The 22,965-nt window shown below is 71.7% G+C and carries 23 protein-coding genes and 1 pseudogene; 10 read left to right on the plus strand and 14 right to left on the minus strand.

Annotated elements, in window-relative coordinates:
• Nucleotides 1–465: 465 nt before the first annotated feature.
• The 3 genes from ABZT47_RS20040 to ABZT47_RS20050 are packed head-to-tail and all read left to right on the plus strand — an operon-like array spanning nucleotide 466 to nucleotide 5,651.
• Entirely contained in the window at nucleotides 466–1,548 is a 1,083-nt protein-coding gene (locus ABZT47_RS20040) for an ABC transporter ATP-binding protein (protein ID WP_354843898.1), read from the plus strand.
• On the plus strand, nucleotides 1,545–2,903 hold the full coding sequence (locus tag ABZT47_RS20045) for an ABC transporter permease (RefSeq protein ID WP_354843901.1): 1,359 nt from the start codon (nucleotides 1,545–1,547) through the stop codon (nucleotides 2,901–2,903). The genes ABZT47_RS20040 and ABZT47_RS20045 overlap by 4 nt, the downstream gene beginning before the upstream one ends.
• Before the next feature lie 3 nt (nucleotides 2,904–2,906).
• On the plus strand, nucleotides 2,907–5,651 hold the full coding sequence (locus tag ABZT47_RS20050; RefSeq protein ID WP_354843904.1) for a bifunctional YncE family protein/alkaline phosphatase family protein: 2,745 nt from the start codon (nucleotides 2,907–2,909) through the stop codon (nucleotides 5,649–5,651).
• A 107-nt stretch (nucleotides 5,652–5,758) separates the two neighbouring features.
• Here the strand turns inward: ABZT47_RS20050 and fmdA are convergent, their stop codons facing one another.
• From fmdA to ABZT47_RS20070, 4 genes and pseudogenes are all read right to left on the minus strand, one after another.
• A complete protein-coding gene (gene fmdA, locus ABZT47_RS20055) occupies nucleotides 5,759–7,012 on the minus strand; it encodes a formamidase (RefSeq protein WP_354843906.1) in 1,254 nt (417 codons plus the stop codon).
• A 36-nt stretch (nucleotides 7,013–7,048) separates the two neighbouring features.
• Nucleotides 7,049–7,330, minus strand: a complete 282-nt coding sequence (locus ABZT47_RS20060) for a zinc ribbon domain-containing protein (RefSeq protein ID WP_354843909.1) — start codon at nucleotides 7,328–7,330, stop codon at nucleotides 7,049–7,051.
• 86 nt (nucleotides 7,331–7,416) lie between these two features.
• Nucleotides 7,417–7,659, minus strand: coding sequence for a hypothetical protein (locus tag ABZT47_RS20065; protein WP_354843912.1), 243 nt, complete (start codon nucleotides 7,657–7,659; stop codon nucleotides 7,417–7,419).
• 583 nt (nucleotides 7,660–8,242) lie between these two features.
• Nucleotides 8,243–8,617, minus strand: a pseudogene (locus ABZT47_RS20070) (DUF4232 domain-containing protein); the annotation flags it as partial.
• 38 nt (nucleotides 8,618–8,655) lie between these two features.
• Here ABZT47_RS20070 and ABZT47_RS20075 point away from each other — a divergent pair.
• From ABZT47_RS20075 to ABZT47_RS20090, 4 genes are all read left to right on the plus strand, one after another.
• A complete protein-coding gene (locus tag ABZT47_RS20075; protein ID WP_354843914.1) occupies nucleotides 8,656–9,573 on the plus strand; it encodes an FAD-dependent oxidoreductase in 918 nt (305 codons plus the stop codon).
• A complete protein-coding gene (locus ABZT47_RS20080; RefSeq protein WP_354843917.1) occupies nucleotides 9,570–10,493 on the plus strand; it encodes an RNA polymerase sigma-70 factor in 924 nt (307 codons plus the stop codon). The genes ABZT47_RS20075 and ABZT47_RS20080 overlap by 4 nt, the downstream gene beginning before the upstream one ends.
• Before the next feature lie 84 nt (nucleotides 10,494–10,577).
• Entirely contained in the window at nucleotides 10,578–11,072 is a 495-nt protein-coding gene (locus tag ABZT47_RS20085; RefSeq protein ID WP_354843920.1) for a sigma-70 family RNA polymerase sigma factor, read from the plus strand.
• On the plus strand, nucleotides 11,069–11,824 hold the full coding sequence (locus tag ABZT47_RS20090) for a hypothetical protein (protein ID WP_354843922.1): 756 nt from the start codon (nucleotides 11,069–11,071) through the stop codon (nucleotides 11,822–11,824). Before ABZT47_RS20085 ends, ABZT47_RS20090 begins: the two co-directional genes overlap by 4 nt.
• A 98-nt stretch (nucleotides 11,825–11,922) precedes the next feature.
• Here ABZT47_RS20090 and ABZT47_RS20095 read toward each other — a convergent pair whose 3' ends face one another.
• The 3 genes from ABZT47_RS20095 to ABZT47_RS20105 are packed head-to-tail and all read right to left on the minus strand — an operon-like array spanning nucleotide 11,923 to nucleotide 14,451.
• Nucleotides 11,923–12,666 carry an N-acetyltransferase gene (locus tag ABZT47_RS20095; protein ID WP_354843925.1) on the minus strand — a complete coding sequence of 248 codons (744 nt, stop codon included), beginning with the start codon at nucleotides 12,664–12,666 and terminating at the stop codon, nucleotides 11,923–11,925.
• Nucleotides 12,667–12,712: 46 nt separating this feature from the next.
• A complete protein-coding gene (locus ABZT47_RS20100; RefSeq protein WP_354843928.1) occupies nucleotides 12,713–13,207 on the minus strand; it encodes a glutathione peroxidase in 495 nt (164 codons plus the stop codon).
• A gap of 26 nt (nucleotides 13,208–13,233) precedes the next feature.
• Nucleotides 13,234–14,451 (minus strand): helix-turn-helix transcriptional regulator, encoded by a 1,218-nt coding sequence (locus ABZT47_RS20105; RefSeq protein ID WP_354843932.1) that lies wholly within the window; start codon nucleotides 14,449–14,451, stop codon nucleotides 13,234–13,236.
• A 173-nt stretch (nucleotides 14,452–14,624) separates the two neighbouring features.
• Here ABZT47_RS20105 and ABZT47_RS20110 point away from each other — a divergent pair, with 173 nt between their 5' ends.
• Nucleotides 14,625–15,668, plus strand: a complete 1,044-nt coding sequence (locus ABZT47_RS20110) for a hypothetical protein (protein ID WP_354843934.1) — start codon at nucleotides 14,625–14,627, stop codon at nucleotides 15,666–15,668.
• The gene (locus ABZT47_RS20115) at nucleotides 15,668–16,783 is read left to right on the plus strand and encodes a hypothetical protein (protein ID WP_354843937.1); all 1,116 of its coding nucleotides are present in this window, start codon (nucleotides 15,668–15,670) and stop codon (nucleotides 16,781–16,783) included. Before ABZT47_RS20110 ends, ABZT47_RS20115 begins: the two co-directional genes overlap by 1 nt.
• Nucleotides 16,784–16,791: 8 nt before the next feature.
• Here the strand turns inward: ABZT47_RS20115 and ABZT47_RS20120 are convergent, their stop codons facing one another.
• The gene (locus ABZT47_RS20120) at nucleotides 16,792–17,334 is read right to left on the minus strand and encodes an NUDIX hydrolase (RefSeq protein ID WP_354843940.1); all 543 of its coding nucleotides are present in this window, start codon (nucleotides 17,332–17,334) and stop codon (nucleotides 16,792–16,794) included.
• 72 nt (nucleotides 17,335–17,406) lie between these two features.
• On the opposite strand from ABZT47_RS20120, the gene ABZT47_RS20125 reads away from it, so the two are divergent.
• Nucleotides 17,407–18,258, plus strand: a complete 852-nt coding sequence (locus tag ABZT47_RS20125; RefSeq protein ID WP_354843943.1) for a DUF72 domain-containing protein — start codon at nucleotides 17,407–17,409, stop codon at nucleotides 18,256–18,258.
• Nucleotides 18,259–18,285: 27 nt separating this feature from the next.
• Here ABZT47_RS20125 and ABZT47_RS20130 read toward each other — a convergent pair whose 3' ends face one another.
• From ABZT47_RS20130 to ABZT47_RS20155, 6 genes are all read right to left on the minus strand, one after another.
• On the minus strand, nucleotides 18,286–18,663 hold the full coding sequence (locus tag ABZT47_RS20130; RefSeq protein WP_354843946.1) for a barstar family protein: 378 nt from the start codon (nucleotides 18,661–18,663) through the stop codon (nucleotides 18,286–18,288).
• Nucleotides 18,664–18,670: 7 nt separating this feature from the next.
• A complete protein-coding gene (locus ABZT47_RS20135; protein ID WP_354843948.1) occupies nucleotides 18,671–19,084 on the minus strand; it encodes a ribonuclease domain-containing protein in 414 nt (137 codons plus the stop codon).
• 537 nt (nucleotides 19,085–19,621) lie between these two features.
• Nucleotides 19,622–20,404: an alpha/beta hydrolase gene (locus tag ABZT47_RS20140; RefSeq protein WP_354843951.1), complete on the minus strand. Its 783-nt coding sequence runs from the start codon at nucleotides 20,402–20,404 to the stop codon at nucleotides 19,622–19,624.
• A gap of 349 nt (nucleotides 20,405–20,753) precedes the next feature.
• Nucleotides 20,754–21,296, minus strand: a complete 543-nt coding sequence (locus tag ABZT47_RS20145; RefSeq protein WP_354843953.1) for a DinB family protein — start codon at nucleotides 21,294–21,296, stop codon at nucleotides 20,754–20,756.
• A 61-nt stretch (nucleotides 21,297–21,357) separates the two neighbouring features.
• Nucleotides 21,358–21,960, minus strand: a complete 603-nt coding sequence (locus ABZT47_RS20150) for a helix-turn-helix domain-containing protein (RefSeq protein WP_354843956.1) — start codon at nucleotides 21,958–21,960, stop codon at nucleotides 21,358–21,360.
• A gap of 148 nt (nucleotides 21,961–22,108) precedes the next feature.
• Nucleotides 22,109–22,507, minus strand: coding sequence for a hypothetical protein (locus ABZT47_RS20155; RefSeq protein WP_354843959.1), 399 nt, complete (start codon nucleotides 22,505–22,507; stop codon nucleotides 22,109–22,111).
• Between the last annotated feature and the right edge of the window lie 458 nt (nucleotides 22,508–22,965).

The following is a 22,965-nucleotide window of genomic DNA, read 5'->3' on the forward strand; positions in this document are numbered from 1 at the left end:
AGGGTTCCGGCTCGGGGCCGGGTGTTCCGGGTTGCGCCGCCGGTGAGTGTGCTGCTCGCCGGCGACGACGCTCACGTTAGGAGCCGGGCAAGGGGGTCTTCTGCGTACGAATGCACACTCGGCCGCGAGCGTGCACAACGACACACAGGACGGCCGGAATCGCCGTTCACTGCGACGGAAAGCCCGTCGAGAGCCGGGCCGGGAGTGACGATGCGGCCGTTCACCGCCGCTCGGCGGGTGTTGTCCCGTTCCGGACCGGCGACCTCCCCTCGCCATGGCGGGGAGGTCGTAGGCGGCCTTGACCAGGGCGATTACGCAGATCGCCGGATTGAGGCGGGTTTCGGTGGTTTATGGGGATATCGGCGGGTTGTGTGGGATTTACGCAACGTTTGACTGTGCGCCGCTCCAGGGTCAACCGCGATCTCTAAGTTCAGGTGGCTGGGGATCAAGCCAAGGGAGACCGACATGCACAGCAGCCCCGCGGTCCGAGCGCGCGGGATCACCAAGTCCTTCGGCGAGGTGATCGCACTCGACGGCATCGACCTGGACGTGGCGGGCGGGCAGGTCCACGGTCTGGTCGGCCCGAACGGCGCCGGCAAGACGACGCTCCTGGGTCTGCTGCTGGGCCTGGCGGTCGCCGACAGCGGTGACCTTGAGATCCTGGGCACGCCGGTCGGGCGGACGCTCGCCGTACCCGACGGCGTCGCGGGATTCGTGGACGGCCCCGGGCTCTATCCCTCGCTCACGGCTCGGCAGAACCTCTCGGCCCTGGCGTCCCTGCGCCGGCAGGAGTCCGGCGGCGCCGCCGGCGTGGACGACGCGCTGGAGCAGGTGGGACTCACCGATGTCGCCGACGACCGTGTCCGGGGCTTCTCGCTCGGGATGCGCCAGCGGCTCGGACTGGCCGCCGCGCTGCTCACCAAGCCACGACTGCTCGTTCTCGACGAGCCCGCCAACGGCCTGGACCCCGCGGGCAAGCAGCACGTGCACCGCGTCATCACCGGACTGGCCGAGGACGGGGCCGCCGTGGTCCTGTCCAGCCACCGGATGGACGACCTCGCCGTGCTGTGCTCGGAGGTCACCATCCTCGCCACCGGCCGCGTCGTCTTCACCGGGCCGGTGGGCAGGCTCGCCGCCGAGAGCGGCGAGCTGGACTACCGGCTGGTCACCTCCGACCCGGAGGCCGCTCGCCGGCTGGCGTCACAGGCGCCCGGGCTCCGCGTCGTGCCCGGCCGCGACCTCGGCCAACGGGCGGACGCCGCCGACGTCGTCGTCCGCGGGCCGGTGACGGCTCTGGACGAACTGGTCGTCCGGCTGGTGGGAGCCGGCGTGGCGCTCCGTGAGCTCGGACCCGTGGTGGCGCCCCTGGAGGCCGCGTTCCTGGCCCTGACCGGCACCGCGCCCACACGGACCGATCACGAAACACCCGCGATGACCGCTCCCACAGGAACCGAGCACGAGACATCCCTGCGGACCGGCCAGGAAGCAGCGCGGACCGACCAAGAAGGGACCGCCATGACCGGCGCCGGACGGCAGGACGCGCGATGACCGCGACAACCCTGACCCAACCCCGCACCGGCGCGCACCCGGCGCCGGTGACGCGCGCCTACCGGTTCGAGCTGGTCAAGCTGCTCTCGCAGTGGCGGATCCGCCTGCTGCTCGCGGCCTGCTGGATCGGCCCGGCGGCCTTCGTGGCCGCGGTGAGCCTGCAGAGCACGCTGCCCGCCGACACGGTCTTCGGCCGATGGATGAACGCGACCGGCTGGGCCGGGGCGCTGGTCGTGCTGGACTTCTCGTGCAGCTGGGCGCTGCCGCTGCTGACGGCGCTGGTCGCCGGCGACGTCTTCGCCGCCGAGGACCGGCTGGGCACCTGGCGCCATCTCCTGGTGGCGGTGCGTTCCCCGCGGCGGATCTTCGTGGCGAAGACCCTGGCCAGCCTCACCGTGATCCTGCTGCTGGTGGCCGGACTGGCCGCGTCGGGCATCGCCGGCGGCCTGGCCGCGGTCGGCGGCCGGCAGCTCGCCGGCCTGGACGGCCATCTCCTGGCCCCGGCGGACGCGGCCGGAACGGTCCTGCTCGCGTGGGCCTGCGCGCTGGCGCCGACGCTGGCGTTCGCCGCGGTCGGTCTGCTCGGCTCGGTGGCCCTGGGCCGCTCTCCGATGGGGCTGCTGGTGCCCGCGCTGCTCGCCTTCGCGCTGCAGCTCGCGCAGTTGCTCCCGCTGCCGGTGGCCGTGCGGCTGGCCCTGCCGAGCAACGCCTTCATCGCCTGGCGCGGGCTGTTCACCGATCCGGCGCAGACGGGTCCCCTGCTCATGGGCCTCGCGGTGAGCCTGGTGTGGGCGGTCACCGCCACCGCGCTGGCCTACCGCCTGTTCCTGCGCCGCGACTTCACCGACCTGACCTACGACGGCTCCGGCCGGCAGGTCCTGGCGGCGGCGGTCCTGCCGCTGGCCGCGCTGGTGGCCCTGACCGTCGGCGTGGTGGCCGTCGCGACCCCGGCCACCGGCTCGGGGATCGGGAAGGTGAAGCTGCAGGACTCGCTCGCCACGGCGTTCGCCCACCTCTACCGGCTGCAGACGCGGGAGCTCAATCGTCCCGATGTCACCGAGGCGCGGTTGGGGGCCACCGCATCCTGCGATAAGGGCGGCTCCCGGGTGCCGGACGAGGGGCCGGGCAACGACTGGCGGTGTGTCGTGTCCTGGCACCTCCCCGGCACGACCGCCGTGGGGTCGGCCATCTACCAGCTCGACGTCACCGCGGACGGGCGGTACGTCGCAGACGGAGACGGACCCAAGGAGGTCAACGGCTTCTTCCAGGTGCGTACTCCGGCCGGAGACGCGCCCAACCCCCTGTGGCAGTTCGACGGAAACGTCGACCTGCTTGCCGGCACCCCGAAGGAATGATTCATGCACGTCCAACGCAAGCGCGTGGAGAAAACCCGTTTTGGTCTCTCCGGTCGGCACACCGGCCGCTTTCTCGCGGTGGGCACCGCCGCCCTCGTCGTCGTCAGCGGTGGCATGGCCTATGCCTCCACTGAGATGTTCGGCACCGACCAGGTCGGCCAGACCACCGGCAAGGGCCTGGTCGTCTCCGGCGCCCAGTACCTCGACCCGATCGGCGAGCGCCTCGTCATCGACAACGGCAAGATCATGTCGTCCACGGTCAGCCCGGACGGCACCCACCTGGCCGCCAACATCACCGACGGCGGGATGGCGCTCGTCATCGTCGACCTGAAGAACTGGAAGGTGCAGCAGCTCGTCGGCAACAACGCGGCGGCGAACCTGCGCATCAGCGGCAACGACGTGGGCCAGGAAGGCCCCACGTACTCGCCCGACGGTTCGCAGCTGTGGCTGGGCCGGGCCGACGGGTTCACCAGGTTCACGGTGAACGCGGACGGCAGCCTCGCCAACCCGGTGAACGTCACCATCGCCGCGCAGGGCTCGAAGCGCGCGCTGGTGGGTGAGCCGGTGTTCTCCGCCGACGGCAAGACCGTGTACGTCGCCGTCAACGGCCAGAACCGGGTGGTCGCCCTCGACGCGGCGACCGGCGCCATCCAGCAGAGCTGGGCCGTGGGCAACGCCCCTCGTGACCTGGTCGCGGTCGGGACCAAGCTCTACGTCAGCAACGAGGGCGGCCGTCCGGCCAACCCCGGCGAGACGACGATCAACTCCTACGGCACCCAGGTGCCGGCCGACCCGAAGACCGGTGCCGCCACCACCGGCACGGTCAGCGTCATCGACCTGGCCAACCCGGCCGCCGCCGTCGCGAGCATCGAGACCGGTCTGCACCCGACCGCCCTGTACGCCAAGAACGGGGCGTTGTTCGTCACCAACACCGCCACGAACGACGTGTCGGTCATCGACACGGCCCGCGACCAGGTCGTCCAGACGATCGCCACCCAGCCGTGGCCGGAGTCCCAGGTCGGCTACGAGCCCGACGCGGTGACGCTCACCGACGACGGCCACCTGCTGGTCACCCTCGGACGCGCCAACGCGGTCGCCGTCTACCGGTACACCTCGCCGCAGGAGCCGGTCAGTTATGTCGGCCTGCTCCCGACGGACTACTTCCCCGCGGAGATCACCACCGTCGGCGACCAGGTGCTGGTCTCCAACACCCGTGGCATCGACGCCCGCCGCCCCACCACCGCCGCCGGGCACGGCACCCACGACACCACCTCCAGCCTGCAGCGGTTCACGCTGCCGGACGACAGGCAGATCGCCGAGTACACGGCCAAGGTCTTCGCCCAGAACGGCTGGGGCAAGAACGACCTGAAGGTCGCGCACGGCAACAAGCAGAAGGCCGAGGCGGTCCCGAAGCGGCTGGGCGACCCCTCGACGATCAAGCACGTCTTCCTGATCGTCAAGGAGAACCGGACCTACGACCAGGTCCTCGGCGACCTTCCGCAGGGCAACGGCGACCCTTCGCTGGCCCAGTACGGCGACAACGTGACGCCGAACCAGCACGCGCTGGCCAAGCAGTTCGGGCTGTACGACAACACCTACGACATCGGCACCAACTCCGCCGAGGGCCACAACTGGCTGATGCAGGCCGACAACCCCGAGTACACCGAGTCCTCGGCCGGTGAGTACCTGCGCAGCTACGACACCGAGGACGACGCGCTCGGCCACCAGCGGACCGGCTTCATCTGGAGCGGCGCGCAGGCGGCGGGCGACTCCGTGCGGAACTTCGGCGAGTTCCACCAGTTCCTCACCAAGCCGGTCGGCGCGACCTGGCAGAACCTGTACTGCGACACCAAGGACATGGAGTCGACGGGGCAGGACACCAAGTACACCCTGAACTCCTCCTCCCCGATCCCGTCGCTCAACGACGTGTCGGTGCACGGCTTCCCGAAGTTCGACACCAGCGTCCCGGACATCTACCGGTACCAGATCTGGAAGCGTGACTTCGAGGCCAACGGCCCGGCGAACCTGAACATGTTCTGGCTCTCCAGCGATCACACCGGCGGTCCGGTGAACGGCGCCGCCCAGGTCGCCGACAACGACCTGGCCGTCGGCAAGATCGTGGACACCATCTCGCACAGCCCGTACTGGAAGGACTCCGCGATCTTCGTGGTCGAGGACGACTCCCAGGCCGGCACCGACCACGTCGACGGCCACCGTGCCCCGATCCAGATCATCAGCCCCTGGGCCCAGCACGGCACGGTGGACAGCCGCTACTACACGCAGATCAACATGATCCGCACCATCGAGCAGATCCTCGGGATCCACCCGATGAACCAGAAGGACACCGCCGCCACCCCGATGAGCCGGGCCTTCACCAAGAAGCCCGACTACAGGCCCTTCACCTTCCTGCCGAACCGCACTTCGCTGACCTTGGGTCTGTCGGCGGCGAACCTGCCGTCCTGCGGTGCGGACACCCCGGCGCCGCAGAACCCGAGCGCCGCGGCCGCGCCGACGGCGAAGGTGCCGGCCGACCAGAAGGAGGTCGCGGCGAAGTGGGCGGCCTGGAAGTCGCGGCAGCCGTTCAGCGGGCCCGCCGCCCGGGCCGACTCCGTCAGCCCGGTGCAGATGGACCACTTCTCGTGGTACGAGGCGCACGACTTCAAGAAGCCCTACCCGGGTGAGACGAAGTTCTACGCGCCGGACCAGGTGCCGGGCGCGGCCATTCCGTCGTCGGAGAACGACGGCTGACCTGCGGGCACCTCACGCGACGGCCCGCCGTGATCCCGGCGGGCCGTCGCCTGTTCGGGCTCGTCGGTGGACAGGGGCCCGGGTGGGCCGCTGCGCCGTCGGCGGGTTCACTCGAAGCGGGCGTGCGGCGCCGCGCCCCGGGGGGCGCAGACCGGGCCGGACGCGCCCGGACGGACGTCGAAGTCGAAGATCGCGGTGGGCAGGTAGACGGTGGCGCAGGAGTTGGGGATGTCCACCACCCCCGACAGCCGGCCCTCGATCGGCGCGGCGCCGAGCAGCAGGTACGCCTGCTCGGGGTGGTAGCCGAAGGCCGTCAGGTAGTCGATCGCGTGCAGGCAGGCCCGCTGGTAGGCCAGGTGCGAGTCCAGATAGCGCTGCTCGCCGTCCAGGGTGACCGACACCCCGGAGAACGCGAGCCACTCGCTGTACTGCGGGGCGGTGCGGCCCGGCATGAAGATGGTGTTCTCACCGACCCCGTAGGTCCGCATGCCGTCCTTGAGCAGCTCGACCCGCAGGTCGACGAAGCCGCCCATCTCGATGGCGCCGCAGAAGGTGATCTCGCCGTCGCCCTGGGAGAAGTGCAGGTCGCCGACCGACAGGTTCGCTCCGGGCACGAACACCGGATAGAACACCCGCGAGCCCTTGGTCAGGTTCTTGATGTCCTGGTTGCCGCCGTTCTCTCTCGGAGGCGCGGTGCGGGCGGCCTCGGCCGCGATCCGGTCGAAGTCCGACCGGGGCACCGAGCCGAGGACGGCGTCCCGGGGCTCGGGGGGCAGGGCCAGCGGCGGCACTCTTCGCGGGTCGGTGGCTCTCAGTGCCCCCTCGCGGGCGTTCCACCTGGACAGCAGCGCCGCCGACGGCGCCGTGCCCATGAGCCCGGGATGGACGATGCCGGTGAACGCCACCGCGGGGACGTGGCGCGATGTAGCGGTCTGCCCGGAGAAATCCCAGATCGCCTTGTAAGCGTCGGGGAACTGCTCGGTGAGGAAGCCGCCGCCGTTCTCGGTCGCGAAGATGCCGGTGTAGCCCCAGCCCTGACCGGCCAGTGGGCCGCTGTCCTCCTGCGGGATGGGGCCGAGGTCGAGGATGTCCACGACCAGCAGGTCGCCAGGCTCCGCTCCCTCGACCCCGAACGGGCCGCTGAGCGCGTGCACCGTCGTCAGCGGGGCGTCACGGATGTCCTGGGCGGAGTCGTCGTTGTGGATCGCGCCGTCGAACCACTCCCGGCAGTGGACCCGGAAGGCGTCGCCGGGCTTGACCCACGCCACCGGCGGGATCTCGGGGTGCCAGCGGTTGTGGCCGATCTTGGCCTGGTCGGTGAACCTCTTGTCCGAGTCGAGCGGGAAGATCAACTCTGGCACGGCTGGGCTCCTTTCGGCGCTGCGCGACCGGGACGGTCACGGCCGCGGCAGGCGGCCGGCGGCGGGATGGAGGGCCACCGCGCCGCTGGGGCGGCGCCCCGGCAGGGAGGTGACGACTTCGGGCTCGGAGGCGCTGCGCTCGGCCCGCCGCACGTGAGCCGACACCGCGGCCCGCGTGCGCACCAGCGTCGGCGCCGAGAACGCCCGGGCCGACGCCGCGCCACAGCCGGGGCAGGACGCCTCCGCCGGTGCGGTGCCGATCGGAAAAGTCACCTCGACCTCGCGGCAATGCGGACAGTTATAGCCATATGTCGCCATAGCTCACATCCGTGGATGCGTGGGCGGCCCCGTCGGGTGATGCTCCGCAGGACCGCCGTCGCCGTGACGGCCGGTCGCCGATGCGGCTACTCCCCGTCGCCGCTGTCACCGCTGTCGTCGCCGCCGCCGCAATACTGCTGGTCCCACCGCGCGGTCCTGTAGCTGTAGCAGTAGTAGCAGCCGTCGTCCCTCCACATGCACAGGTCGGAGGAGGAGGGGGCGCGGTGTCCGGCCGATGCGCAGACGCTTGGGCTGGACGCCTGGGCGGCGCCGGTGACGACGAACGTGGAGGCCGCCAGCGCGGCGGCGAAGAGGAGGCGTTTGAGCATCAGAGATCACTCCCTGAGGTGAGAGCCGAGCCCGGATGGCGGGATGACCGGCGCCGGGTCCGGGTCCCGGGACACGCCGATGCGGCGCTGAACATCCACACTAATCCCGATATCTGGCGAAATCGCCCAGGCGGCGGCAAATATCGCTTTTGGCGGATGGCCGCGTGAACGCGATACCTCGAATGCGTCAGAGAAATACGGCATCGCGCCTCCGAGAGTGTGCAGGCTCCGTCCACCAGGGGAACCGTGTCTCCGGCGGAAGTCCGGCCGGCGATTCCCCGGGGAATTCAAAGCGGCGCCACAGGGGCGGAAAATGCCGGACGAGAAAGCGGCGGAATCGTTGGTGGGGTACTGGGAGGAAACAGGAAGAACCAGAGGGGACGACGCCCTCGGACGGGAAGACCTGTCCGGCCTGCCGGACGACCTCCCGCCCGGACCACGCCGACGTCCGGCCTGCCCGACGGCCTCCCGCCAGGACCACGCCGACGTCCGGCCTGCGGACGGCCTCCCGCCCGGATCCCGCCGACGTCCGGCCACGCCGCCTGGGGCGCCGGCCGGGCCTCGGCCGGCGTGGGCGGTCCGGTCAGCGGAAGGGGGTGACGTCGACGCGGCCGTCGTCGCAGACGCTCGCCTTGAAGGGAATCTCCAGATGGGCGACCTCGTCGGGCGGGATGATCATGAGGCGGGCGGCCGGCTGGCAGGCCTTCTCGGCGCCCACCTTCATGACCGTCCAGTGCAGCCGTGCCCGCCCCTGGCCGCCGGGCCGCAGGGTGACCCGGTGCGGGGTGACGCTCTCCCTGCGGGTCCTGGTCCGCAGGGCGTCCCCCTTGCCGTCGATCATGACGAGCCCGACGAAGCCGTAGACCCAGCACGTCTTGGCCGAGGTGTTGGTGAACACGAGCGGCGCGTACCGCTGGCCGGCTCCGGCGTCGACCCGTCCGATGCTCGCCTTGAGCTGGGTCGTACGGCACCGCGCGACGGCGGACTCGCCGGCGGTTGCGGATTTCGAGGCGGTGGCGGATTTCGAGGCGGCGGTGGCCCACGTGGCGGCCTGGGCCTGTACGCCCGAGCCGGCGACCGCCGGGCGCCGAGGACCATGCCTACACGCTCGCCGACGCGCGCGACGCCGAGGCGCTGGCCGGCCGGCTGGCCCGGCTCGGCGGCGGCACCGTCGCGGTCTGCGGCAGCGGGCTGACCGGCGTGGAGTCGGCCGCCGAGCTCGCCGAGCGGCACCCCGAGCTGGACGTCGTGCTCCTTGGCCGGCAGGAGCCGGGAGCGGCCATGCACCCCGAGGCGGGGGCGTACCTGCGGGTGGCGCTCGAACGCCTGGGCGTCCGCGTGCGCGCCGGGGCCGAGGTGGTGAAGGTGCTGCCCGGCGCGGTGGAACTGGCGGGCGGGGAGAGCGTCGCCGCCGACGTCGTCCTGTGGACCGGCGGCACCCGCGTGTCGCCGCTGGCCGCCGCCGCGGGCCTGACCGTCGACGAGCGCGGCCGCGTGGTCACCGACGAGGCGCTCCGGTCGGTGTCGCACCCGGAGGTGTACGCCGTGGGCGACGCCGCCGCGATCCGCCAGGGCTACGGCGTCATGCACGGGACCTGCCAGAGCGGCATGCCCACCGGGGTGCACGCCGCGGTGTCCATCGTCCGCGCGCTGGACGGCAGGCGGCCCAAGCCGTTCCGCTTCGGCTACTACCACACGCCGGTGAGCCTCGGCCGGCACGACGCGGTCGTCCAGTTCACCCACCCCGACGACAGCCCGCGACGGGTGTATCTGACCGGCCGCCTGGCCGCACGCTATAAGGAGACGGTGAGCGCTTCCCCCTGGCCGACCTACGGCCGCATGAAGAAGATGCCCGCCTCGGGCGCCTTCTGGCCGCGCGGCGGCCGCTTCACCCGCACTCGGGGCGTGCGATGACGCACCCGTCCGCGGACCACGACCAGCAGGTGTTCAACGAACACCGCAACCTGCTGTTCTCCGTGGCCTACCGTCTGCTCGGCACCGTGGCCGACGCCGAGGACGCCGTGCAGGACGCCTGGATCAAATGGTCGGCCGCCGATCGCTCGCAGGTGGCCGACCCCAAGGCGTACCTGGCGCGCATCGTGTCGAACCTGGCGATGGAACGGTTGCGCTCGACCCGGCGCCGGCGCGAGACCTATGTGGGGCCGTGGCTCCCGGAACCCCTTCTGACCAGCGGCGACACCGCCGACGACGTCGCGGGCGCCGATTCGGTGTCGATGGCCATGCTGGTGGTGCTGGAGACGCTGAGCCCGCTCGAACGCGCGGTGTTCGTGCTGAAGGAGGTCTTCGGCTTCAGCCACGCCGAGATCGCCGTGGCCGTCGAGCGTTCCGAGCCCGCGGTGCGCCAGGCGGCGCACCGCGCCCGCGAGCACGTGCGAGCCCGGCGGCCGCGCTTCACCGCCGACAGGTCGCGGCAGCGCGAGGTCACCGGGCGGTTCCTCGCCGCCGCGACCGGAGGCGATATCAACACCCTCATGGAACTGCTGTCCCCGGACGTCACACTGTGGACCGACGGCGGCGGCAAGGTGCGCCAGGCGCTGCGTCCGGTCGTGGGCGCGCGGACGGTCGCCGCCTGGTTCGCGGCCATCGGCGAGGTCGCCTACCAGGGCGTCGAGCCGGCCGACATGACCGCGGAACCGGCCGAGATCAACGGTGGTCCGGGAATGGTGTTCCGCGGCCCGGGCCGGGTGATCGCCACCGTCACCTTCGACTTCGACGCCGACGGCCGGATCACCGCCATCCACAACGTCGCCAACCCCGACAAACTTCACGCCGTCGCGGCGGGAACCACCCGCGACCTCGGCACGCCCCGATAGCCGCGCCCGTGCCCGCCCAGGGCACAGGTCGGAGCGGGACGCGAAGCAGGTAAGCGTCCGGGCGGGCTGGTGCGTATAGGGGACGTGGAGCATCTGGATTTCGAGCAGTTCTACGGGGAGAACCGGGATGCCTGCCTCCGTGCGGTGCTGGCCGCCACCGGCGACCGGCAGCTGGCGGAGGACCTGGTCGCCGAGGCGTTCACCCGCGCGTGGACGTCCTGGCGCAAGGTGAGCAGGCATCCGGCGCCGAACGCCTGGATCGTCCGCGTGGCGCTCAACACCCGGGTCACCTGGTGGCGGCGACGCCGTCACGAGGTCGCGCTGACCGACCACGAAGCCGTGGATCCCGCGGGGGCGGACGTGGCCGGCGTGGACCCCGCTCTGCTGGTGGCGCTACGGCGCCTGCCACGGCGGCAGCGGGAGGTGGTGGCGCTGCGCGTGTTCCTCGATCTGGACACCGAGACCACCGCCGGCGCGCTGGGGATCGCTCCAGGAACCGTGACCGCACATCTGTCGCGCGCCGTCGCGGCGATGCGCGGTCACCTCGCACCAGTCAACAGCCAGGAGGGCGAACGATGAACGACAACGACGTGCTGGACGCGGTACGGGACTCGATGGCCGGGGTGCACATGCGCACGCCGGTGCAGAAGGTCGTGGCGGCGGGCCGGGCGCGCCGCCGCCGCAGGATCGCGGGGGCCGCGGGCGGCGCCGCGCTGGCGGCCGGCCTCGCGCTGACGCCCGTGCTCGACAACCCGCAGGTGAACGCGCCGCCACTCGCGTCCGGCAACCAGGTGCACGTGCACCTGGCCGCGTTCTCCGTCGACAGCAACCCCGACGGCACGGTCACCGTGAAGATGACCAAGCGGCAGTCGCTGGACCCGGCGACCATGGAGCGGACCTTGGCCCAGGCCGGCATCCCCGCCCAGATCACCATCAACAAGTGGTGTGAGCCGACGGACCATTCGCAGAACCTGGACAAGGACTTCAGGAAGGTCCTGCACGACGGACGCCAGCCCAACGGGGAACCCGTGATGATCTTCACGCCCTCGGCGATGCCCCCGGCGACCAAGCTGGTCATCGGCATGCGGACCGAGGACTACCAGCCCGAATCCACCAGCCGGGTCGCGGTCTCGATGGTCCTGGTGCCCAACGACGCCCCGCTGACCTGCTCCACGGACGTCCCGAAGGGCCCGCCGCGCGACCCCAGGCACGGAGGCAAGCCCACGGGCAAGCCGGACCAGGCCGACCCGAACAACGACCCCAAGACCGACCCCAAGAACGACCCCGATTTCACGGAGAAGCAGAAGCTGAAGACGGAGTACAAGGGCTAGATCGTCAGGGATCCCCGCCGCGACGGCAGGGCCGGGCGACCTCCCTCCCCGGGGTCGCCCGGCCCTGTTCTCTCACGTCCCGGAACCGATGACGGCGGCTAGGGGAGCCGGTGGCGCACCCAGACGTTGGGTTCGACGTAGACGGCGTGGCCGTGGTCGGCGTCGCAGTGGACGGGCACCAGCGCGCCCGGGACCTCCACCTCGCCGGAGTCGTCGAAAGCAAGGCCCGTCCAGCCTCGCCACTCCTCCAGGGTTCCCGGCACCACCATGGATCGCCGGGCGACCTTCTCGATGACGCCGCCGGCCCGCACGTGGACGCGCAGCCAGGGGTCGGCCGGCAGGCCGTCCTCCCTGCGCAGGGCGGCGTAGTCCGCCATCGGGGTGCGCGGCTGGAGGTGCTTGCCGCTGGGGCGCACCGGAGCGAAGAGTTCGCCGAAGCCGAGGCGTGCCGCCTGGTCGCGCAGCGCGCCGAGCATGACCGCCGACAGGCCCTTCCCCTGCATGTCGGGCCTGATCGTGATCTCCAGCGCCGAGATCGCGTCGGGCGCCCGCCCGCGGCGTCGCGCCCTCGCCGCGCGCCACAGCACGCCGTCCCAGCCGTCGTCGGGCAGTTCGTCGCCTTCGAGCAGGAAGGGCGCCGAGAAGGCGCGCGCGACGAGCTCGCCCGGCTGGTCGCGGTCCTCGGCGACCAGCGCGAACTCCGCGTACTCGGCGCCGACCACCGGGTAGAACAGGTCGGCGACCGGGTCCTCCTTCATGAAGACCGGCCAGCTGTCGGGCATCGCCCACAACCGGGACTCCAATTCGGGGCGCTCCGCGAGCGTGGTGATGCGCAGGTCCATGACCCGATTGTCACCACGCGGCCATGCGCCGCCAAGAGGCCGTGCGTCAGTTCTGTCCGATCGTCTTCTCGATGGCCTCGATGACCGACGGGTCCTCGGGCTCGACGCGCGGGCGGAACCGCGCGACGACGGCGCCGTCGCGGTCGAGCAGGAACTTCTCGAAGTTCCACTGGACGTCGCCCGCGTCGCCCGAGGCGTCCGGGGTCTCCACCAGGGACGTGTAGAGCGGGTGGCGGTCATCGCCGTTGACGTCGAGCTTCTCCAGCAGGGGGAAGTCCACGCCGTAGGTCGTGACGCAGAAGTCCTGGATCTGCTCGGACGACCCCGGCTCCTGCCCGGCGAACTGGTTGCAGGGAACGCCGACGACCGTGAAACCACGCTCGCCGAAGCGCTGCTGGAGCCGGACCAGGCCGGCGTACTGAGGGGTGAGGCCGCATCTCGACGCGACGTTGACCACCAGGGTCACCGCGTCGCCGGTCAGCTCCGCCAGCGTGGTCGGCGCATCGGCAAGTGTGCGCACCGGAATATCCCGAGGAGTCATGGGGCAACTCTAGACACGCTCGTTCCTCAGTCCGGCAGAGGGATCGCGGTCGCGGTCGCGGTGCGGGAGGCGGCGGTCGCGGGGGCGACGGCGTCGTCGCGGAGGTTGACCGGACGGTAGGCGTGGAACTGGGAGCCCGCGGTGAGCCCGTCCTCGACCACGCGGTGGTCGGTGCCGTAGCCGGCGCGCTGCTGGTAGGCCCAGTAGGAGGTGTGGGCGGCGTCGGCCCACTTGTCGAAGATGACCACCGCGCGCGCGGTGTTGCCGCCCACCGGATCGATCACCAGGTCGCCCCGGCGCAGCTCGGCCATCTTGATGGGACGGCTGTAGGCACGCGAGGCCAGGCTGATGGTGTTCGGGCCCGGCCGGGGCAGCCCGAGCGCCATGGAGACGTAGCCGGAGCCGTCGGTCCGGTACCCCTCGTAGGTCTTGAACTGGCTGTAGGGGACGCGCCGAGCGGTGGCCGGGCGCCAGCCGCCCGCACGGGCGATCATCGCCGTCCGGGCGATGACGGGCGGCGGAGTCACCGTTCCGCCCGCCGCTCCCGTGGTGCGCGCGGTGCTCGGCGTGGCCGTGCGCCGCGCCTCGCCGCCCGCATCGCCGCCGAGGGCCGAGATGGCGAGCACCACGCCGGCGGCCATGCCCACGACCAGGCCCGCCGCCGCACCGACCAGGAACCGCCGCCTCAGTCGCTCCGCCGGCCCGCGCGGCGCCACCGCGCCGGGCGCCGGCCCGGCATCCCGGACGGCCTGACCCTCGATGACCCGGGTCTCCAGGGCCGTGGTCGCGCCGACGGAGGTCTCCGGGTCCGGCGACCCGTTGCTCAGGGGGCCGGGGTGAGCCGGGTCCAGGACGGCGGCGGTGGCTGTGTCGATGGCTGTGTCGATGGCTGTGTCGGTGGCGGTGGCGGTGGCTGTGGCGGTGTCGGCGGGGGGGTCCCATTCCGCCGAGCGTCGCGCCTGTTCGGCCGACTCCCACAGTTCGCGTACGCGACGCCCGTCCGCACGGCACAGCCGGGCGAGCCCCTCCACGGCGTCCAGCGGGATCCACGTCTCACCAGAGAGCCATCGCCCCCAGGACGACCGGCTCGCGTGGGTGGCCTGTTCCAGCGCCCGCAGGTCGAGTCCCGCCCGTTCCTTCAGCGCTCGCAGCTCCCGCAGCAGCACGCGGGTCGGCTCGGGGAGATCGTCGGGGAGCGGGCGCAGCCGTCGGCTCCGGCTCGGGTTTCCGGTTCCATTCGCCACGGTGGTTCGTCCCAACCTTGTCCCAGCGGTCTGAGTCATCGCAGGTCATGTCGACACCTAGGCGGCTATTGTCCCAACTTCACCAATTTCACGAAGCGTTTCAGGAATTTCCTGTCAGCGTGTGTGCTCGGCCGGCCAACCGAACGATCAAACGGCAGGGACAAGGAGAGCACATGCCCTCGGACCGAAGCTTCAGGATCACGGCGGGACACCTGGCACTCATCACCGCGGTCACCTGCGGCGGCCTCGCCCCCGCGGCGGCGGCGCACGCGGCGTCCCCCACCCCCGGCGTCCCGGCCGCGGTGGTGGGCACCGGCACCACCGCGGTGCCCGAACTCGCGGCCGCCGCGGCCGCCGCGCCGATCACCCGCTCGCAGGTGATCGCCCGCGCCAAGACGTGGAATCCCCACACCTCCAAGCGGGTGCCCTACAGCCAGACCAAGACGCACGGCGGCTACCGGACCGACTGCTCCGGCTACGCCTCCATGGCGCTGGGCCTGGCCAAGCCCGGACCGATCACCGTCGGGCTCGCCAAGAGCGCCTACACCCGCCGCATCCAGATGTCGGAGCTGCGCAGAGGCGACCTGGTGATCGACGCGATCGGCTCCAACACCACCCGTCATGTGGTCATCTTCGACAAGTGGGCCAACTCGGCGCACAGCTCCTACTACGCCTATGAACAGCGCGGCCATTACGGGACCGACTACCGCACGCGCACCTACGGCCTGTCGTCGGGAAGCGAGTACAAGCCCTACCGCGCGCTGAACATCCGCGAGGACGCGCCGCCGCCGCCCCCTCCCACGGTCACCCGCGCGCAGGTGATCGCCCGGGCCATGTCCTGGAACCCGGGGACCGCGAAGCGGGTGCCCTACAGCCAGGCCAAGCAGTACGGCGGCTACCGGACCGACGGCTCCGGCTACGTGTCGATGACGCTGGGCCTGCCCAAGCCCGGACCGCTCACCACCGCCCTGGCCTCCAGCGCCTACAGCCGTCCCATCGCGATGGCGCAGTTGCTCCAAGGCGACCTGGTGATCGATCCGGTGGGCGGCAACACCGCGCGCGCGGTGGTCATCTTCGACAAGTGGGCCGACGCCGCCCACACCTCCTACTGGGCCTACCAGCAGCGCGCCGGCTACGGCACCGACCACCGCGTGGTCAAGGACGGGCTCACCGCGGGCTCCCAGTTCCACGCCTACCGTCCCACGAGGATCCGCTAGTGCCCAGGCCACACCTGATGCGCAGGACGCCCCCGCGTGCCGGATCGTCCCGGCACGCGGGGGGCCGCGCGGCAGGCGCCGGGACGGCGGTCCTGCTCGCGGCGGCGATGGCGGTGACCGCTCCCGGCACACCCGCGGTGACCGCTCCCGGCACACCCGCGCGGGCCGCCGCCGTCTCGACCACGCGGGCCGCCGTCTCGACCACGCGGGCCGCCGTCTCGACCGCGCCCTGCGGGGGCGCGGCGGTGACGGCGGGGGACGCGGACCTGGCCGCGCGGCTCGACACCCGGATGACGATGAAGATGCGCGGGTACCTGGACGGCTACCGCGTCACCTGCGCCCGGGCGGTCGTCGCGGCCGTCCGCGCCCGCGCGCTGCCCCGTGAGGCCGCGGTGATCGCCGTCACCACGGCCATCGTCGAGTCGGGCGTGCGGAACATCGACCGCGAGGTCGACCACGACAGCCTGGGCGTGTTCCAGCAGCGGGCCACGTGGGGCACCGCCGCCCAGCGGCTGGACGTGGCGTGGGCGACCGGCGCGTTCCTGGACAAGATGCTGCGCAAGTACCCCGACGGCTCGTGGCGCTCGGCGGTGGTGGGCGAGGTCTGCCAGCGCGTCCAGGTCTCGAAGTACCCGGAGCGGTACCAGCCGCAGGCGGCGGACGCGCGGCTGATCGTCGAGGAGCTGTGGCCGGTCCCCGGCCTGACGCCGGCGCAGGTCATCGCCAGGGCCCTGACCTGGAACCCGGGGACCGTGAAACGGGTGCCCTACAGCCAGGTCAAGCGGTACGGCGGCTACCGGGCCGACGGCTCCGGCTACGCCGCGATGGCGCTGCGGCTCGGCGGCCCCGGCCCCGACTCGCGGGGGCTGGTCTCGCCCCGCTACAGCACGCGCGTCGCGGTGGCCGCGCTGCGGCCCGGCGACCTGGTCATCAGGGCCACCGGCCCGGCCGCCGGCCGACAGGTGATCATCTTCGAACGGTGGGCGGACGCCCGGCACACCTCGTACTGGGCCTACCAGCAGCGTCGTGGCTACGGCACCGACCACCGGCGGCTGAGCGACGGCATCTCCCCGGCGGCCGGCTTCCTGGCCTACCGCCCGCACGCCGTCCGCTGATCGGCCCGTCAGGCGCGCTCGTGGAGCAGGAGCAGGGTGTAGGCGGCCACGGAGGAGGAGTCGGTGACGGCGCCGGTGAGGATCATGTGCTCGAACTCCGAGCGAGAGACCCAGCGCTGGCGCATGTCCTGCTCGCTGTGCTCCCGCTCGGCCTGGCCCTCGGTGAGCCCGGTGGCCAGGTACACGTGCAGGCCCTGGTCGGTCATGCCGTGGGCGTTGTCCAGGCGGCCGATGTGCCGCAGGTCGGCGGCCCGCAGGCCGGTTTCCTCCGCCAGCTCCCTGCGGGCCTCCTCCTCGCGGGTGGTGGCCTGCGCGGAGCCCTGCGGAAAGCTCCACGAGCGGCGGCCGATCGGGTAGCGGTACTCCTCGACCAGGTGGAAGCCGTCGTCCTCCTGCGGGACGACGAGCACGAAGTCGGGCCGGACGACGTACCCGTACAGGCCGGGGGAGCCGTCGGGATGCTCGATGGCGTCCTCGCGCACCGTCATCCACCGGTTGCTGTAGACGACCTTGGAGGACACCTGCCGCACCACGGCGTGCGCGTCGGTCATGACGCCGCATCCTACCCGGGCCGTCCCTCCGCGGCAGGCGGCCGAGGACGGTCCGCAGGGTAGCGTCGGAGCATGCGGCTTCATGTGGGATGCGCGATGTGGACGCACACGCCGTGGCAGGGACGATATCTCCCCCATCCGCTCGCCCCCGGCGAGCGCCTGCGGGCGTACGCGACCTGGTGCGACGCGGTGGAGGGCAACACCACGTTCTACGCGACGCCGGCGCGGAGCACCGTGGAGTCGTGGGCGCGGCAGACCGGCCCCGACTTCCGCTTCGTGGTCAAGCTGCCCAAGTCGATCACGCACGAGCGCCGGCTGTCCGGCGCCGAGGAGGAGCTGCGCGCCTTCCTCGCGGCGATCGAGCCTCTCGGGCCGCGTGCCCACGCGCTGTGGATCCAGCTCCCCGGGTCCTTCGCCCCGGGCGACACCGGCGCGCTCGCGGGCTTCCTGCGCGGGCTTCCCGGCGGGTACCGCTACGCCGTCGAGGTGCGCCACCGCGCGTTCTTCGACGACGAGCGGTCGGCGGGGCTGCTCGAACGGGTGCTGTCGGGGGCCGGGGCCGAGTGGGTGCCCTTCGACACCACGGTCCTTTTCCAGAGCCCGCCGAGCAGCGACGCCGAACGGGAGGCGTGGACGAGGAAACCGCGGGTCCCGCGCCGGACGGCCGCGCTCACCGACCGCCCGATCGTCCGCTACCTGGGCCGGGACGACGCGGCCCGCACGGTGGAGGGGTGGCGGCCGTGGGTGGCCACGGTGGCGGAATGGCTGCGCGAGGGCCGTTCGCCGACGGTGTTCGTGCACACCCCCGACAACGCCGACGCGCTGATGCTCGCCCGCCGCTTCCACGACGACGTGCGCGCCCAGGTGCCGACCCTGGAGCCGCTGCCCGACCCGTTGCCGGCCGAGCCGCTGACCCTGTTCTAGCGCGTCGTCCCAGCGTCTCGCCGTGGCTCAGGTGAGGGCGGCGGACAGGCGGTCGCGCAGCGCGGCCTCGTGGGCCGGGTCGGTGCGCAGGGTCACGGTGAGCCCGTCGCCGGCGGCCCCGGCCAGGACGTCGAGCAGGGTGGCGAGCTGCGCGGGCGGTTCGGCGGCGAGCAGGTCCTCGGCGTGCTCCACGGTCAGGGCGACCGGCCCAGAGCCGGTGGCGTCGCGCAGGGAGTCGGCGAAGGCGTCCCAGTTGCGGCCGAAGTAGCCGGGGAAGCGCAGGACCCGCGCCGCCTCCTCGAAGAGGGCGGCGCGGGTGCGGCACGCGCTCCCGTCGACGACCGCCGGCGCCGGGCCGGTGGACACCGTCAGCCATCGGGGCAGCGGACGCTCGGCGGGTGTCATGGGTTTCCTAGAGCCGGTAGAAGTCGGTGTAGTGGTTGGGCGAGAACCAGGTCACGCCGGTGCTGCGGTTGACGACGATGCGGTAGGCGTCACGGGCGGCCCCCTTCGCGCGGGAGTACACGTCGTACTCGTAGTAGGTCGCGCCGCTGGGGAGCTGTCCCTCGCGGTTGTAGAAGCGCCCGCCAGTGTAGTTGTAGCGGCCGTCCGGCCAGGAGTACCAGCCGCTGGTGGTGGGGTAGCCCTTGGAGGCCCAGATCGAGTCGGCCGAGCGCGCGTCCGCGCAGCGGGAGATGGTGCAGGAGCCGTAGACCGACGCGTCGGCGGGGGTGATGCCGACCAGGCCGGTCAGGGAGACGAGGGCGGCGAGCACGACGGTCAGCCGTGCCGGCCAGAAAGGTCGCGGGCGTTGCAGGGTGTGCACGTGGCCTCCTTGCGGGGGATGCGCGAACGGACCCTGTGATGATCACCGACAAATGCTGTCAAATAACGACAACGGTCGCCGAAAGCCGAATGAACTCTTCGTAGCCTTCGCCGTCGCGGATGGCCGGTTCCCCGTCCACACCGGTCCAGGCTAGGTGCACGGCGGTGGCGAGCGACCGCCGGCGGGCCGCACGCCGCCGAGGGCACGCAGGTCGCGCGTGCTCATCTTCGGACGACGCGGGAGCCGGCAGGTAACGCGTGGTCATCTCCGGACGGCGCCGAGGGCACGCAGATCGTGCGCGCTGATGCCGGTGCGCCGAGGGCTCGCACGTCGTGCGTGGTGATGCTTGGAGGGCGCCGAGGGCACGCAGATCGTGCGTGATGATCCGAGGGTACGCAGATTATGCGTGAAGATCCCTGGCGGCGCCGAGGGCACGGAGGTCATGCGTGGTGATCCCTGGACGACCGGCGCTTCCACCGCCCGGCTCGCGACGAGGGGGCGGCGCGGACGCCGCCCCCTCGCCGTGCTCACGGCCGGTCATGCCGAGTAGAAGTCCGCCAGTTCGGCGCTGAGGACCTTGGTGTCGAGCTGGCCGTGCGCCATGCCGTCCAGGGTGGCCAGCCGCGAGTCGGGCAGGACCGCGTCGACCGCGCGCGCCGCGTCCTGCATGCGCGGGGAGCTCTCGGCCCCGACCAGCACCAGCGTCGGAACGGTGACGGAGGCGAAGCGCTCGGCGGGCACCGGCCCGGGGCCGACGATGGCGGCCTCGTAGGCCAGGGTGTGGGCGACGTCCTCCATGCCGGCCCAGAACGGCTGCTCGCGCAGCTGCCCGATCATCTCGGCGGGGACGTCGGCGCCCTTGACCATGAACAGCTCGACCGCGTCGCCGCGGCGGCCGGCGCGCACCAGGTCGCTGATCTCCTTCTCGCTGGGCAGGGCGGCCCGGCTGCCGTCGGTGACGTACGGCGGCTCGAACACCACCAGCTTGCTGATCTTGGATCCGGCGTGCGCGGCCTCCAGGGCCAGGGCGCCGCCGGAGGAGCCGCCGAACACCAGGGCCGAGCCGCCGGCCTCCTCGATGAGGGCGTCGAGGTCCTCGATCTCGCGCCGCACGGCGTAGGGCTCGGTGTCACCGCTGTCGCCGCGGCCGCGGCGGTCGTAGTTGAACACGGTGAACCGGGAGGACAGCTCCTCGGCGACCGCCACGAACAGGGGGTTGGTCCGCTCGGCGAAGCCGCCGCCGACCAGGATGACCGCGGGCCCGGTGCCAGAGCGGTCGTAAGCGATGGTGGTGCCGTCTGCCGACGTGACCTTCTGCATTGTGATCACTCTTTCCATGGACGTCATCCGGTCGGATGCGGGTGGGTGCCGTTCGGGTGGGAGGCGATGGTCTCGTTTCCGCGGTCACCGCCCGCCGCACTTCCTACGGTGCCACCGAAAACTAAAATTGTCAAGAACAAAGATGTCTTCGGAGCGTGCCGTCATCGCGTGCCGAGGTGATATACCGGCCGTCATGACCGGGAGCCTGGTCGCGCGGCCTACGAGGACGCCGATCTGCCCCGGCTGCTGGAGACCTTTGGCGCCCGGTGGGCCCGCTGGTGGCACGAAGCCGCCCGGCCGGTCGGACGCGTGCTCCTGAGGCCTGCCGGTGTGCGTGGGGCGAAGCGGCCTAGAAGCCCGTGGCTCCGTCGATGCGCTCGCGGAGCAGGTCGGCGTGGCCGTTGTGCCGGGCGTACTCGGCGATCGTGCTGACGAGGATGCGGCGCAGCGAGACGGGCTCGCCGGTCGAGCGGCGTGTGCCGGTCGCCTCCAGGGAGGCCGCCTCGACGATGCGGCGGGAGTGGGCGCACTCGGCGCGCCAGACCTCCAGCGCCTCGGCGGGATCGCCGTCGAGGGAGCCGAAATCCTGGTCGGGATCGTCGTCGGAGTAGTAGAGCATCGGGACGTCCTCGCCGGCGAACTGCAGGCGGAACCACCAGCGCTCGACCGCGGCGAGATGGCGGATCAGACCGTGCAAACTCATCGCGGACGGCGGGACGCTCCTGTCGGACAGCCGCTCGGCCGGGAGCCCGGAGCACTTGAGCTCGAAGGTGTGGCGATGCCAGTCGAGATAGGAGGTGAGGATCTCGCGCTCGTCGCCGACCAGGGGAGGGTCTGCGCGGGAGCCGTCGCCCCAGGACGGCGAGAAGTTCTCGGCGGGAATCTGAGTCATGGCTCCGCAGCATGCCAGGCGGGGCCGACAGTCTCGGCCCCGCCCGCCGCGCTCAGAACCCTCAGGACTCCGCCGTGCCGGTGTCGGGCCGGGTGCTCGGGTGGACGGCCACGATGACCCGGTGGTCGCGCCCGCCCGCGGCCCCCTCGTCGTGGTACTTGCCCACCAGCGTGGTGACCGCCTCGGCCAGCTCGAGGGCGAACGCGGCGCGGTCGGCGGCCGAGGCGAAGCGGATCTCGCCGTCGATGGCGAAGGTCGCGACCTTCTGGCGCGCCTTGGCCGCCCCGGTGATCAGCTGCCCGACGTCGCGCACCAGCCGGGAGGCCACCGCCAGCAGCCACCGCGCCGACATCTGGTCGGGCGAGCGCGCCGGGTCGGGGGCGACGGCGGCCAGCGCCACCGGCGAGATCACGTAGGACGCCGCGGTGGCGCGCATGACCCGCTCGGTCACGTTGCCCTTGCGCCGCTCCTCCACCAGCTCGACCAGCCCGTACCGCTCAAGGGTCTTGAGGTGGTAGTTCACCTTCTGCCGCGGCAGGCCGACTTTGGCCGCCAGCGTGGTGGCCGACCCGGGGACGGCCAGCTCGGCCAGCAGACGGGCCCGCACCGGATCGAGCGAGACCTCGGCCGCCGCCGGGTCCTCGATGACCGCTACATCCAACATGGCTATACGGTCTCAGCCGAAAGTATTAGTTGTCAAGACGCAGGAAGTTGTCGGGCCGATATCCGGGAAATGACCTGGACGTCACGCCCTTCCGGACCGTGGCCTGGCGGCGGGGCCACGGTCCGCGGGGCGGCCGGCGCTCGCCCGGTCAGGGAACCTGGGGCAGCGTCGAGGTGGTCGTGGTCGGCGTGGAGGTGGCGGTGGCGCTGACCGGCGTGCCGGTCGAGTTCGGGAAGATCAGGCGGATGTTGATCGCCTGGGCCTGGCGGTTGACGTTGGCGCTGCGGCTGAGGCTGCGGTTCAGGTGGCGGGCCCAGTTGCGCGCCCAGCTGCGGGCGAAGGTCCGGTTCCAGTTGCGCGCCCAGTTGCGGTTCCAGTTGCGGTTACGGTGACGGGACCAGTCCCGGTAATCTCCCCCGCCCCCCTTGGTGATGGTGGTCGCCGCGTTCGCGCCGGTGATCGTGGTCGCGGCCCCCAGGCCGAGCATGCCCCCGGTGAGCGCTGCGCAGATCGTCAGCGTGCTCACGAACTTCTTGGCGTTGGGCATTGCGTATCCCCCTTGGACGACTTCGGGTGCTTGAAGGGTGCATTCAGCGGCATCGCGGTGAATGCTGTGGTGACTCAGTGAGTCTCGCTACTTGTCTGTTTTCCTCGGGCGACGTCGGACAAACGAATAACTGCCACTTTTGCGATGTGCTTAATCTCTTGTTGTGGTCTTCGGTTCCATATTTCCCGACTTCAGCGGACTTGCTCGTCTTGATCTTGCTATAACTCGGCACCCTCGGCGGCCCGTGCGCCCGCCGCTCGAACCGCTATTTCGGGGAACCTGGCCCTTAATACTCATATGGTCGTTTCCCGCTTAGTGTCCGTTGCGTACGGAAGAAGGATGCTTTCTCGCGCGGAAAGCCGCGACTGGTAATCGCGCGGAGAAGTGCCTGGATATCGGGACAAGGGCTGTCATGTCCGTCAGGCCGGATCTCTGGGCCCATGGACCCCGGTGCGGCA

This window comes from Sphaerisporangium sp. NPDC005289 (genome assembly GCF_040607455.1).
Classification (GTDB): domain Bacteria; phylum Actinomycetota; class Actinomycetes; order Streptosporangiales; family Streptosporangiaceae; genus Sphaerisporangium; species Sphaerisporangium rhizosphaerae.